11 protein-coding genes are annotated in these 14,174 nt (G+C 39.8%); 8 read left to right on the top strand and 3 right to left on the bottom strand.

Going from position 1 to position 14,174, the window contains the following annotated elements:
• Positions 1 to 70: 70 nt before the first annotated feature.
• Entirely contained in the window at positions 71 to 679 is a 609-nt protein-coding gene (gene coaE / locus V4596_02440; protein MES2767978.1) for a dephospho-CoA kinase, read from the top strand.
• A gap of 4 nt (positions 680 to 683) precedes the next feature.
• Here coaE and V4596_02445 read toward each other — a convergent pair whose 3' ends face one another.
• Positions 684 to 1,415 carry a hypothetical protein gene (locus V4596_02445; GenBank protein ID MES2767979.1) on the bottom strand — a complete coding sequence of 244 codons (732 nt, stop codon included), beginning with the start codon at positions 1,413 to 1,415 and terminating at the stop codon, positions 684 to 686.
• Here V4596_02445 and V4596_02450 point away from each other — a divergent pair.
• From V4596_02450 to V4596_02480, 7 genes are all read left to right on the top strand, one after another.
• The gene (locus V4596_02450; protein ID MES2767980.1) at positions 1,401 to 2,552 is read left to right on the top strand and encodes a hypothetical protein; all 1,152 of its coding nucleotides are present in this window, start codon (positions 1,401 to 1,403) and stop codon (positions 2,550 to 2,552) included. The genes V4596_02445 and V4596_02450 overlap by 15 nt on opposite strands.
• Positions 2,553 to 2,560: 8 nt before the next feature.
• Positions 2,561 to 3,238: a hypothetical protein gene (locus V4596_02455; protein ID MES2767981.1), complete on the top strand. Its 678-nt coding sequence runs from the start codon at positions 2,561 to 2,563 to the stop codon at positions 3,236 to 3,238.
• A 135-nt stretch (positions 3,239 to 3,373) separates the two neighbouring features.
• A complete protein-coding gene (locus V4596_02460; protein ID MES2767982.1) occupies positions 3,374 to 4,459 on the top strand; it encodes a hypothetical protein in 1,086 nt (361 codons plus the stop codon).
• A 2-nt stretch (positions 4,460 to 4,461) separates the two neighbouring features.
• Positions 4,462 to 5,289 carry a hypothetical protein gene (locus V4596_02465; GenBank protein MES2767983.1) on the top strand — a complete coding sequence of 276 codons (828 nt, stop codon included), beginning with the start codon at positions 4,462 to 4,464 and terminating at the stop codon, positions 5,287 to 5,289.
• Positions 5,279 to 6,418: a hypothetical protein gene (locus V4596_02470; GenBank protein MES2767984.1), complete on the top strand. Its 1,140-nt coding sequence runs from the start codon at positions 5,279 to 5,281 to the stop codon at positions 6,416 to 6,418. Before V4596_02465 ends, V4596_02470 begins: the two co-directional genes overlap by 11 nt.
• Before the next feature lie 84 nt (positions 6,419 to 6,502).
• Positions 6,503 to 9,232: a PD-(D/E)XK nuclease family protein gene (locus V4596_02475; GenBank protein ID MES2767985.1), complete on the top strand. Its 2,730-nt coding sequence runs from the start codon at positions 6,503 to 6,505 to the stop codon at positions 9,230 to 9,232.
• Entirely contained in the window at positions 9,208 to 12,189 is a 2,982-nt protein-coding gene (locus V4596_02480) for a 3'-5' exonuclease (GenBank protein MES2767986.1), read from the top strand. The genes V4596_02475 and V4596_02480 overlap by 25 nt, the downstream gene beginning before the upstream one ends.
• Here V4596_02480 and V4596_02485 read toward each other — a convergent pair.
• The gene (locus V4596_02485) at positions 12,186 to 13,097 is read right to left on the bottom strand and encodes a hypothetical protein (protein MES2767987.1); all 912 of its coding nucleotides are present in this window, start codon (positions 13,095 to 13,097) and stop codon (positions 12,186 to 12,188) included. The two genes, V4596_02480 and V4596_02485, sit on opposite strands and share 4 nt — an antisense overlap.
• Positions 13,098 to 13,127: 30 nt before the next feature.
• Positions 13,128 to 14,000 (bottom strand): hypothetical protein, encoded by an 873-nt coding sequence (locus V4596_02490; protein ID MES2767988.1) that lies wholly within the window; start codon positions 13,998 to 14,000, stop codon positions 13,128 to 13,130.
• Positions 14,001 to 14,174 lie beyond the last annotated feature (174 nt).

Below are 14,174 nucleotides of genomic sequence, written 5' to 3' on the forward strand. Positions count from 1 at the left end.
TTCTAAAAGAATACTGACTGTGGCAATCTTATCTTTGGTCTAGGCAAATGGAAATCACGTAGGAAGTCATATGAAATGGATCGGTTTAACAGGCGGAATGGGTACGGGAAAGTCGACAGTATCAATGATTATCCAGACCTTAGGCTATAATGTCTTAAATGCAGACAAGAGTGCCCACGAAGCCTTAAAGAAAACTTCATCTATTTTTCCTGAGATCCTTAGAATTTTTAGCGACAAAATACTAGGTCCAGATGGTGAAATCGACCGTCGAAAGTTGGGATCGATAGTTTTTGCAGATAAGTTTATGCTAGAAAAACTAGAGGCCATCACTCATCCATTCATTCAAGATCAAACTCAAAAAGAAAGAGAAGCTCTTGCCGCCAAAGGTGTAGAGATGGCTTTTTATGACATTCCACTTTTGTTCGAAAAAAAATTGCAAAAGAGATTTGATAAAATTGTTGTAGTGACTTGCGGTAAAGAAACTCAAATTCAAAGAGCTATGGAGCGTACAAAACTTTCCCGAGAAGAAATCAGACAAAGACTAGCTAATCAAATGGCAATGGAAACCAAAGCCAAAATGGCCAACTATGTAATTCGAAATGATGGATCCATGGAAGAATTAAAAATGAAAGTTCAAGATCTAATCCTCCAACTCAAACAAGATCTAAAACTCGTTTAAGTCCCTAAAAAGCCCAGGACCAGCCGAGGCCTAGCATGGCTAGGAAATCTTCTTTTCCCCAATGAATATCTAGATCTAAGCGGAAAGAATGTGGGTCGCTCATGAGGTCTTCCAATCCCACACTACCGACTACGGAATAACTTTTAAAATCAAAAGGTGTTTCGAGGTGATCTCCGGGATCAAATCTTATGGCTGCGCCGATTTTATAATAAGGTCTTAATCCATCTGTGTGGTCGATGATGTATTTGTATCCGCCATTGATATAGAGGATGGATTCATTTCCAGATAACAAATCCAAACCATACTCTTGATGTTTTGAATTTTCACTCTTGAGCATATATTTAAATCCAAAAAGCACGGGAACTTTTTTATCGCCATTATCTTTATTGAGTTCTTTGAAATTTGCCGCCGCTCCAGTCCTCAGCGAGAGGGAGGACGGGTAAGAGAAAAAATATTTTTGCTTTTCTTCTTCGATAATATCCTCATCGTCTTCTGAAATTTTTGCTGGGCTTTGTGCTGGTGGTATTTTTGTGAATTTCTTTTCGTAATCGATCAATTTTCGTTGTTCTCTTTTATTCGGCTTATCTTCTGGTGCGGCAATTGCAAATGTGCTCAAGACCAAGGTCATTATTGCGACGGTACGGGATTGGAAAAAGTAATTTTTAAAGTAAACTAAGAATACATCAAAGGTTGTTAAATTTTTTTTATCCAAAGGGAATTCATGCTTAAGGTTCATTTTTTTCTTCTCATGTTGTTTGCAATGGCGTCTACCGCCTTTGCCCAAGAAACTTTAAATTACGGCATTCATCAACATTATATTGCTCCAAGAGCGATGGGAATGGGAAATACTTTTTCAGGTATCGATGATTATAATGTGCTTTTTTATAATCCAGCAGGTCTTGCTCATCTTGAGGAAGGTCGCATGAATATTGGTATTGGTGGCGGCGTCTCCCAAGACTTTTTAGATTTTGGAAAAGAAGTCTCTGACCTCGCAGATATCGATGAGAATGATCCAACAAAAATTCAACAGATTTCAGATTATCTCCAATCAAAGTACGGCGAAACTTATGCAGGCCGTATTCCTCGGATGAATTTCATTTACGCACGTCCTAAATGGGGAATTGCTTTTATCCCCGTGGATCTTTCTGTGGTGATGATGCCACATCAATTGACGGGCCCGGCGCTGGATGTGACAGCTTACCAAGATTCTACCTTGGCATTTGGGTGGTCAAAGAGAACTAGCAACAAAAAATTTTCTTGGGGATTTTTGGGTAAGGCAATATATAGAGCAAACATGGATAGGTCACTACTCGCAATTGATTTGGCAAGCGATGGCGATGTGGTTCGAGATGAAGATTTTAAAGAGGGCATGAGTGTAGATGCCGACGTTGGAATGATGTGGAGTCCTTTCCTCGGAAAAAACAAAGGATTCTTTAAAAAATTAAAGCCGACATTCTCTGCGGTAGTAAGAAATATTGCGGATTATGGATTCACAAGTAATTTTGAAATTTTTAACGAAAATTCAACAGAGCCCGCAAAACTTCAAAGAAGAATTGATTTGGGTTCGAGATGGGATTTTCCGACATTCTCGGTTTTTGAACCGCGCTTGATGATCGATGTGAGAGATATTCTTCACGATTATTGGAGTTTGGAAAAAGGCCTTCACCTGGGGGCAGAATTAAAATACAAAGTGGGCAAAGGTCTTCATGGTTCTATTCAGGGCGGATTGAACCAAATGCTTTGGACCGCAGGCGTAGGCATTCAAACTTATTTCTTCAAAGTAGAATTAACCTCCTTTGCAGAAGAGTACGGTACAAAGAGTGCAAAGAAATCTGACAGAATGTACTTGGCTCAAATCAACTTTAACTTTTAGAGGATAGAATGAAAAAATTATTATTGAGTTTAGCTCTTATCACATCGGGTTTAGTTGGTTGCGAAGAAAAAGATGACGATAAAATCAGTAAAGCACAAAAATGTTTGGACGAAGCTTTAATTCCAGGAGATGCAGCCGCTTGCGAAGCAATAATCGTAGGAATCAACAATGAAAAAGCAAATCGCATCAGGTGCTCTCTAGCGGTTTTAGAAAGTGGAACAACGCAATCTGAGATCATCAGCGCATTCCAAGCTATGGACACGGGAACAGAAGACCCCGTTGTCGAACTTGCGACAATATTAGGAGTTGGAGACCAGGATAGCAGCGGTACAGTGGATGCTGCGGATGAAGCAGTTGCTGAGAATATTAAAAACGTTTGCTATACATCTGAGTCCAAAGGATTAAGAACTGTAGCACAATTGATTCTTTTTGGAACTAGAGCACAAGTAGCTGCAGAAGCTCTTGGAGATCCCGAAGACCCAGAAGATGTTGCAGATAATATTCTGTTGATGCCACCAGCAGAAGCCGGTGAATTTGCAAACGATGTGTTTGATCTTTACTGCGTTCCTGAATTTAGCAATACCGATATTTGTGAAACGTTGAGCTCAGCTGGTGCGGGATCTGGCGATAATGCTACAGTAGGAGCTGCACTTCAGGCTTGTATAGCTGCCAACAATTGCAATTAAATTTTCATCAAAGGCGCGAGATTTCTTCTCGCGCGAAGTCCAGTCTAGTTTTTCTTCAATAATCTCATAGTGAGTCGTCTTTACTCCGAAACATTAACTAGAGAAATCTATTAATGGATTAAGGATAATTCTCAAATGAAGAACAAGGATGTTTTAAATTATTTTTTGCTACTCTTATTTCTATCTGTGAATTCATTCGCAGCAGAGAGGTATGAGTTTTATACGGGTGCTCGTCAAATGGGAATGGGCGGAGCCTCTATTGCCGTGGTGAACGACGAAACGGCATTGATTCAAAACCCCGCGGCTCTCGGAAAACTCAGAGAAAAATACCTAACACTTGTGGACCCAGAAGTTCATATGGGTGAAACAACTGCGCAAATACTTAAAGACAAAGATTATGATTTAACCAAAACTATGGATCCTCAAGATCTTTTGGATATTTTGAACGCAAATCCCGACAAGCACTTTCATTCTAAAGTTCAACTCTTCCCATCGTTGGTGTTCCCCAATTTTGGTATCGGGCTTCTCGCCAGTTACAACTATGATGCGGAGGTGACGAGTGCAACAAGCGAATACAATTTGCGCTATAGAAATGATTATGGAGTTTTGCTTGGGTATAATTTCAGATTCTTTGATGGAATTATTAAGCTCGGTTTCAATGCAAAATACATTAACCGCGTCGAAATAGACGATCAGTATCCGACGACTTCCACAGGAATGGCTTGGAAAGACATCGTCAACGAAGGAACTGCAATTGGCTCTGATGTAGCATTGATGATGACGGGTCCATGGAAATATCTTCCGACGCTAGCGTTGGTATTAAAGGACGTCGGCGATACTAGCTACAGCCTCGGAGGCGGAATGTTTTATAGCGGACGTCCCGAGCCTACAAAAACGGATCAGACATTGGATGTGGGTTTCTCTCTTTCTCCTATATTGGGTAAGTATTCCAGAATGCAGTTGGTGGCGGAGTACCGTGACGTGATGACGGATGATGACGATGAGGTGACTGCGCGTCGTTTGCATTATGGTCTGGAATTTAACTTCTTCGACAAACTTTTCCTTCGCGGTGGTATGAACCAAGGCTATTGGACGGCAGGGGCGGAAGTGGCGAGTGAAAACATGCAATTTCAATTTGCAGCCTACGGAGAGGAAATAGGAACTAGGGATGCGGAAAGAGAAGATAGAAGATATATCTTCAAATTCGCGTTGAGGTTTTGAGAATGAAAAGAATATTTTTATTTTTAACCATTTTATGTCTCTTGAGCACTTCTTGCAAAAATGCATTTGAAGAAATGTCTTCAAAAGATTCTGAAGCAGCAATTCTATATTCTGCGAGACAACATTTGTCGGCGGGGAGATGGACAGAGGCGCTTTCGGAATTTGAAAAATTGCCAGCAGCAACGCTAGCAGAAACTGAAGTCGTGGTGGATAGAGCTTCTGCATATTCGGGGAGATGCGGGCTGGACTTCTTGGGTCTTTCGGATTTGATTGAAAATATTGGAACAACTCCGCTTATGGAATTGTTAATGACGAATTTTCCAGCAACTAGCGCCGCTAATTATGCAGACTGCAAATTGGCCGAAGATCTTTTAAAAACCGTAGCAGACACGAGCGGTGTGGTTTCGACGGAAGACGGACGATTCCTGATGGCTTTCAATGCTCTTGCAAAAATCGGAGTAATTTTAAATTTTAGAGCAGATGCTGATGAAAATGATGCTGTCGATGCAGGTTGGGATCCTTGTGACGGGAATGGAGCAACGGATCTTCCCGCTGCTGAAGTGAGTGAAGTAGGAACAGGGATTGTTTTATTCTACAAAAACTTACAAGGCTTTAGCTTTGGATCCGACATCACGTCAGAAATCGAGGCGATCTGTACAGATCCAATGGTGGATGGTTCGCCGGTGGATTTTTGTGACGAAGAAGATGCGACAGCTTATACGAATGCTTATAGACAACTTATTCGAGGATTTATCCGTGATGATACGGATGGGATCGGGCTAGCTATAGATGCAGGACAAGGAGTGGCCGTCAGTGCTTGTGAGCCGTAAGGGTAAACAAACATTTTTATTTTCTATTCTGATGGGATTATTGCTCATCACTGGAAATTCTTACGCGCGTGAATTGTACAATCGCAATATGTCAGTGCGTGCATTGGGAATGGGAAATGCTTTTACACCCATCGCCCGTGGAATGGACGCTTTATTTTTCAACCCTGCAGGTTTAGCAAAAACAAAAGAAATCACTCTTACAGCTTTAAAATTTAAAATCGGAGTCAATGGCATTGATGCTTATGAGGATGCGCAAGATTTCGATGGCGATAATTATGCGGATACGTTGAGACAATTCTATGGAGATAATTTATGGATCGGTGGCGGGGCCGTCTCAGGGATATCGACTCCTAATTTTGCAGCAGCAATTTATGACTCTTTCAATGTGAGTGCGGATTTATCAAATCCTGCGTTACCAAGTTTTGAAGTGGATTTTGTCAATGACTACGGTATCGCCACGGGATTCGGAATGGAATTGGCTCCAGGTTTAGCATTAGGATTTGTAGGAAAGAGAATCAATCGTGCGGGTTCGACAGTTGAGATTCCAGTATCCTCACTGGCTTCACTTGATAACGATGATCTCGAAGAGCAATTGGACAATAGAGGCTTGGGATATTCTTTGGATGTGGGTGCCATGATGACTTTCCCAACGCCAGTAAAGCCAACACTTTCTTTTGTAATGAGAGATGTGGGAAATACTAAATTTTCGTTGGACACAGGAATTAGAAATCCACCCACAGACAAGAGCGAAATGATTGGCGCATTGTCTCTTGAATTGGATGTTCCAGGAGTAACGATCACTCCCGTATTGGAAATGAGGCACATTGGTTCTGACGAAGAGATTCATATTGGTAAAAAGCTTCACATGGGCGTGGAAGTGGATCTGCCGGGTATTGATTTGAGGGCCGGTCTCAATCAGGGCTACTACACAGCAGGAGTAGCTCTAAATCTAGGTATAATTATGCTCGATTTCGCAACGTATGGTGTTGAATTGGGAGAGTACCCTGGCCAGCACGAAGATCGCAGATATGTTCTAGAATTAACCATAGATTTTGGCTTTGACCCCGCAAATGGAGTCTTCCTAGGCCTCAACAAAGAAAACCGAAAAAGATTAAAACAAAGACGCTAAAGGTGAGCCGCACCTTTTCCAAAGGTTAGCGTCATTTTGACGCAAGTCTTTGCAAAAGGTGCGGCTCACCTTTATATTTTTTTGGTGCTAAATCTTATTTTTGTAAAAAATCCTGAAGAGAAGAGACAATTGTTTTTGAAGTCAGATTTGACTCAAAAAACTTGGGTGGTATCGGATTTAACATCTAAAATTGCCTTTCAAAAAGAACTTTTTAAAACGCAAAAATTAATTCCAGATGAATCCCTATTGAGAGCGCAAGAATTGTGGATCAAGCTCACCAAAAGACTTCGTGGGGATTTAAGATTTATTTCTTCAGAAACGGCGCAGATGTTTACACAGCAGCTGTTATCCAATGCTGAAGAGGAATGGCAGAAGCGTCCTGGGGTCTCAAAACTTTTGCATTCCTACATGCAGATTTTGATGCCGCTCCTGAGTCATGAGCAAAATTTTGAAGCCATGAAGGAATTTTTTAAGAATAGTGTCGAGAGTTTTCAGAAGTGGGGACATTGGTACTTGCTCTCACGTGAGATTTATAATTCTTTCTTAGATCAAAAGATGATTTTGTCCACTTGGGCGTCATCGATTCTAGTGAATGAAACAGACTTTCAAGATGTATGGAATAGAAAACTTATTTTTGATTTGGGAGCGCAACTTCAACCAATAGAAAGTGAACTTATACAGCATCTTTCTAAATTCTTAGATGTGGACGTCATCGTTCCGCATCCATCTTGGAAATCAGAATATTCAAAGGCCCTTAAAAGTTATGATTTGTTAATTTCTGGTAAGCCTCCGGTGACCGAAAAAATCGAGCATGGTCTATCTAGAAATTTTATGAAGTTTACAACTCAACTTGCAGAAGTGCAGAATTTGAGCTCTGAGTTGAGGAAGCAAATTTCCGCTGGAATTAAGCCGACGGAGATCGCTATCGTAGCTCCAGACATTGGAGTTTATTGGCCGGTGCTCTATGAATATCTCAAGATCGAAGGGATTCCGTACCAAAGAAAAATTCAAACTCCGTTAAAAACTTATCCAGAAATCATGTATTGGATTTCCAAACTCAAAATTGAAGCTGGCGAGATTGAATATGCAGATCTAGAGATCAACACTTATTCAGAAGCTGAGACTCTGCCGTTGAAGTATGATGAATTCCAATCTCTCTACACTAATCTCTATGAAATTTCTGATCTCAAAAGAAATAGAAACATTGAAAAATTATTTTCTTTAAAAAACCAATCCAAATTCATGACGGTGAAAGAATTTATCACTTGGGGCTTAACTCTCTGGAAAGAATCTTGGTCCCAAGAAAGAGTAAATATTCTGATCGAAAAGCTTTTAGCAGAAATTCCGATGCATTTGAAGTTTGATTCCAAACAATGGGTAAGACTTGTTGATAGTTTCGCTTCGAGACTTGAGATCACGACGGACGAAGGTTTCCCTGAAGGCGTGCATTGTGTAGATTTAGTTTCTCTGAAAGATTTGGATCTCAAGCACGCCCACCTTATGGGATTGACGGATCAAGCACTGAGATCTATGACGACCACTTTGATTTCGGAATTTGATATTCAAAAGCTCAAGCAAGATTTTGGTTTTATGGTGGCAGAGCCCGAAAGAACAGAACTAGAATTTGAAGTGAAGTGGAACCTCGATAGCACAAAGATTAATTTTTCCATGTCTTATCCTCAGACGGATTTTGATGGAAACCAGATGTCGCCTTCCATCGTTTGGTTGACGGGCGCAATCACGCAGCACGGAGATAAAATTCCATTAAAGATTCCGGAAACATCAAGGCTTTTACAGATTCAGCAATCCGATTACCAAACGATTTCAACTCTTCAAGGTTGGGTTGATGGCGATAAGAAGCTTGAAAGACTTAGGCAGGATCAGGGCGAAGACATTCAAGCTTGGAAACTACAAAATCATCTCGAAAAAGTTTCCGCTTCGCAAATTGAAGACTATTTGAAATGTCCATTCATCAATGCTTCCAAAAAAATCCTAAGTTTAAATGATCTACCAGATTTGGATCTAGATATTGATTACCAGACTCGAGGAAGACTTCTGCACGGAGTTGCAGAGCTGATCTATAAAAATCATTCTGACCTCAATGTCGATAATTCTACGGTTGCCCAATATTTTGATCAAGTTCGCCTGGAAATAGGAACGCCGATCTTTGATGAGAATGTTTGGGCCGGACAAAAAAAGAAATACATGAAGATGATCGATAATTTTTTGGTGTTTGAGCGGGAATGGAAAAATAAATTTCCCGAGATCAAAGAACAGTACCAAGAAAAGGATTTTGAAATTCATATTGATATAGCTACAGGGAATATTTCTAAAGAGGCCACAGCGGATTCCGTTCTTTTGAGAGGAAGAATTGATCGTATTGACATTGATCAAAGAGAGCAGATCTGCGTGGTCATTGACTATAAATTTGATTCTAGTGGCAAGAGCAACCATAACCGATGGATCGACGAGAATGAACTGCAATTGGTTCTCTATGCCATGGCCATCGAAAAAGGTGCACTCAACAAGAAATTGGATGTGATCGGTGCGGTTTACTATGGATTTAAAAAGATCGATCGTGAAAAAGGATTTTTAATCTTAGAGGCCGATGGATTTATGTTCACAGTGAACTCCAGAAAAGCCCACAAGATCAGTCACGATAAAAAATTGGAACTTTACGGTAAGGCTCAAGAAATTATAAAAAACACTTTGGGTGGCATGAAAGCCGGAGAATACAACCCAAACCCAAGTGATGTGAGTCTATGTAAAACCTGTAACTGGAGAAATTTGTGTCGAGCCCCACATCTGAATTAACATCATTCTTAAGTCAGACCAAAATCTTCAGGGCCGGCGCGGGCGCAGGAAAGACCACGCGCCTGGTGAAAGAGGTGCATGACTTCTATAAGGATTTTAAGGTTAAACACAATCGCAATCCTCGAGTTGTGTTGACAACATTCACGAGGAAGGCCACGCAGGAACTTCGCGAAAGACTGATGCACGAAGCGCAGAAAAGAAAAGACTATGATTTCTTGAGCTTTGTGTTGTCTAAGAATCATCTCTTGATTTCGACAATTCATGGAACTTTACAGTTATTTTTAAAACAATACGCGCAAAAGATTGATCTCGATCCGGGATTTAGGCTTACAGATGAGAAAGAACTTTTTAAGAGAGCAAAAATCATTCTTAAAAACCTTTTAAGTAGAAATACGACTTCGCAAGAACTTTTAGAGGAGTTCACGTTCAAGGGATTAACCTCTCTTATCATCACGCATGATAAAACCAAGAAAATTTCTCCAGGCGTGCAGTTCTTTAACAAAGAAGATTTTTTAAATTCCCAAGATCAAAAAATGAAATTTATCGCGCAAAGCTTTTTAATGTATGCAGATAAAATTCTAAGTGCCACGGACAATCTCAAGTGGATAGAATATGGGAAGTTTTTAAAAGGTGTCGCAGATAGCTTCACCCAGGCCAAAAATCAAGTGGATATCGAAAGAGCCTTAAATCTTTACAACGAATATAAAAAACCACCTTATACCAAAAAGAACCCACCATTTTCCGAAGAGTTAAATGATTCCTTTGAAGAATTCAGAGATGAAGTCGATAAAGTGAATCCCGATCAGTTCAACCAAGAGCGCTGGGCTGAGTTCATTCGGTACTATAAAATCTTTGATGATCTCTCCAGGGATTTTACAAGCGAATTTGATCACTGGAAGAAAAGCTCTGGCCAAATCAGCATGGCGGACTTGGAACTCTATTCCTATGAATTGATGAGAGAAAAGTCTGAAGAAATTCATTTCTTCTCAGAAAGCTTTGATTACTGGTTGATCGATGAATTTCAAGATACTTCACCGTTACAAGTTTCCTTGCTAAAGAAATTCATCAACGATCGTAAATACTTTGTTGTCGGAGATCCGCAGCAGAGTATTTACTTCTTTAGAGGCGCAAGGGTAAAAGTTTTTGAAGATATGGAAAAGCTCATTATCGGTGAGGGTGGTTTAGCTGAATCGCTGAACAAGAACTACAGATCCACTCAAAATACGATGAGCTTTATCAATCATTTCTTCAAAAATTATTCGGATGATTTTAAATCTATGGAATTGGGTGGTCCACAATCAAAAACCAAAGATGTGGCCACGATGGCTCTAGCAAAAGATGTGGAGGCGCAAAACCTCGCGATCCTCAATCACATTCAAAAGATTCATGCCAGTGGTGATGAATTGGGCGAAATCTGTGTTCTAGGTCGCAAGAATGATCAACTCAAAAAAATTGCCGAGATTCTCCATCAAAAAAAAATTCCGTATATTCTGCATTCAGCGAGTGGTTTTCAGGAGCGCCGAGAAATTCTTGATGCTTTAGCCATTTTAAAATTCTTAGTGAATCCTCATGATAACTTTAACTTGGTACAAATCCTTAGAAGTCCATGGTTCAAAGTTCAGGATTGTTATATTCATGAAATTGTAAAAAACAAGCCAGAGAGTTTTTGGATAGAATTTGTAAAGCATCAAGAAGGTGATTACGAAGCTATCGGAAGATTAAAAACCTACGTGACAGAGACCTTCAATCAAGGAATCACGCAGACCTTCCAAAAGATTTTGATGGATACAGGTTTCTTTGAGTTGAGTTATCAATACGATTCTTCAGGGAGAAGAGAATCAAATCTTTGGAAGTTGTTGATACAACTTAAAACAGAAGATCACGCACCTGAATTCAATTACATCGACTTTATTGAAAATAGAAAAAGCTCTCTAGATCTAGAAGGTGGTTCGGAAGATTCCGATGCGGTCAGTAGCATTGAGCCCAATCGAGTGCAGTTGATGACGGTGCATATGTCGAAAGGTTTAGAATTCAAACACGTGATTATTCCGTATATCGATGCTAAGCCTCAACTTACAAATTATCTCAGTTACGCCTTTGATCCCGATGCTGACAAGTACAGCCTGCACCTAAAGCTCGACGAAGAAAAAGGTCAGCAATCACTTCCCGCAGTGAGTTTCTTGGAGAAAATGAAAGAAGAGGAGCTCGCTGAATCAGATCGTCTACTTTATGTAGCGATGACCAGGGCCAAGGAAACTATTTTCATGTCGACATCTGGGGCAAGGCAAACGGGTGGGTCTTGGTTGAAAAAGATAAAATTGGATTTATCAAGTGGATTGCATGCAAAAGGTGAGTTTGCCTATAACGTAGATATTGGTGAATGGGAAAATATCAATTTTGATTCTAAGATCGTGCATGCCCAAGAAATTTATCAAAAACTCTACGATTTAGATTTGATGGCAAAAAAAGAATCTACAAAGGTTACGGCTCAAATAGAATCTCAAGTCTCAAAGGGTAAGAATCAAAAATCATTGATCGGACTTTTGGAAAAAGCCAATTACGGAAGACTTGCCCATCAAGTTTTTGAATCCCTCAAGTACAATAAAGAAATCGCGATAGATGAGAATACAAAGAAGGCCACGGAATACATTCAGAATCTAAAAGAAATCCCGATGAAAGAGATTCTGAAGGATGGGTTTGCTGAATGGGGGTTTGTCCTAAACAGCGAAGGTCAAAGCATCTCCGGACAGATCGATCTCTGGGGACAAGTCGCCGATGAGTTATGGGTGATCGACTATAAGACGGGATCGTCATTCAATTCCGATGTAGCTTTCGAGCAACTAGCACGCTACGCCCAGGCTCTGCAAAGCTTCGTCAAAGTAGATAAAGTACCAACCAAAATCAACCTGGTCGCTCTCTATCCCTTTGAACAAAAATTCTATTTGAAAATTTTTTAGTTGTTTGCTTCGAAATTTCTCATTTCTATTTTAGATGCACTTTTCTTTTCAATTGCATTTGAAATAGCGCCAACAGTAGCTTCTTCAAGTATTACGGCTCCGGCAATACCCATGGTGATCAAACTGCCTTTTCCAGCTCTACGGTATAAACGCGCATTAGTACTTGCACGAGAACCAGGTAGCCTAAGATGAAGTTCTGAAACAATGTGGGCTAGATTCTTAGCGTAACGCTGGGGAACGAGAGAAATTTTTTGTACTTTTCCTCCGTCTTCAGAAATTTCATTTAAAAGCAAGCGTACGTCTGCCTCTCCCGCGTCGGTAATAACTTTTGTCAACCGAAGAGTAGGTGGAGCTTTTACTCCAGCTCTAATCGAATTAAGTTCTTTTTTTGCATGGAGAAACCACTCTTTATGATTTTTTATATTCATGCGATATTGATCAACATAATAAGAATTTTTATTTCCTTTTTTTAAAAGAACTTCGTTTTCATTTATCTCTTTGAGAGAAGATTTAAGGCTATCTTCGAGGGCTTTTATTGCGTATGCTCTGCTTTCTGTAACTCCAGCCTGATAATTAATTGTAACTTCATCGCCTAGCTTCACATGACTGGATAAAGCAGCTACTCTTCCTGGAGTTAAAGCTTCGAGAGTATCAATATCAAGTGATCTGCTATTATGGTTATATCTAGATAGAGCATGCCTATAGGCTGAAGAAAGCTCGCTATCATCTTCTATTTGAGAAATACGACGCTCATTGTGAGCAAATAATAACGCCAAAGAAGAAGCGCCGATAACCGCACATTTTATTTGTTTTTTATCTAGACAAACAATCTCCCCTTTGTCTTCTTGAGCAAATGAAGCGCTGGTGAAGCTAAGTAAACTCAGTAATATTGCTAATTTTATTCTCATAAATTATCCCTTCAAATATTAATATTTAAATTACTTTGATCCTTCAAATTTTTTCATAGGAATTCTAGATTCACTTTTTTTGTCAATCTGATCAGCAATTAAACCATATAAACCTTCTTCTGCTGTGGCACCTAAAGCGATTATAGTTACTAGTCCAGCGCGATTTAGACTTTTAGTAAGCTGAGGACTTCTGACTAAGAATGATTTAAAGCGAAGAGCCGTGGCTTTTGGCGTTACAATTAAGGAAGAAACTTTTGAACCGGAGTTATGTTGTGCTGTCAAAAAACTTTCTATCTCTGCGCGGCTGGTGGCTTCAAAGGATTTAGTTATAAAAATTCTTTCTACTTTTCCATTTACAACATCCAATTTTGCACCTTTAAGTTGTTCTAATTTATCTTCTAATTGCGCAAGTTCAGCAGCGATTTCCTTTACGTGCGGGTGATTCCTAGTATTGTAACCTATGGTGGCAAGCTCAAGATTCTTAGTCTGTAAATTAATTTCTGATTTTAAATGAGAAATTTCTTCAGTTAAACGATTAGAGTGAATGGCTCTGCTATCGCGTTCATTGAGTTGAACAGTGATTTCAACTGAGTCGCCGTCCCCAATATCTCTGGTTAAATCCTGTATGCGAGATCCACGTAGGGATTGAGGACGATCAGGTGTATTTAATATATGTCTGTTTCTTTCGTGTAATTCCGTCATTATCGCATTTTCTTCCATAGAACGAACGCGGTCTATAGCTCGCATATTTAAGAATGATAAAGCGGTGATGGCTCCGGCGCCGGTGGTGGTGTAACATTGAGTCTTGTTTTCATTTAAGCAGGCAATCTTAAGTTTTTCTTCAGCATGAACGGCATTGATAGTTAAAAAACTTGATGCGATTAAAATAGAATATTTAAACATAAATTCTCCTTGATTTTTGTATTACACAGCTTATTAAAGCAAAGAGCTTGCCAGTCTCATTCTGAGAATTTTTTTTCTAAGCAATCATGTTGATTTAAAACGCATCAAAATGAATCTGTGGCAAAACTGGATGTCTAGGTTTTTGTCAGTTGTAAGTTATGAGTTGGCAGCTTG

It is taken from the genome of Bdellovibrionota bacterium (assembly GCA_040386775.1).
GTDB lineage: Bacteria > Bdellovibrionota > Bdellovibrionia > Bdellovibrionales > JAEYZS01 > JAEYZS01.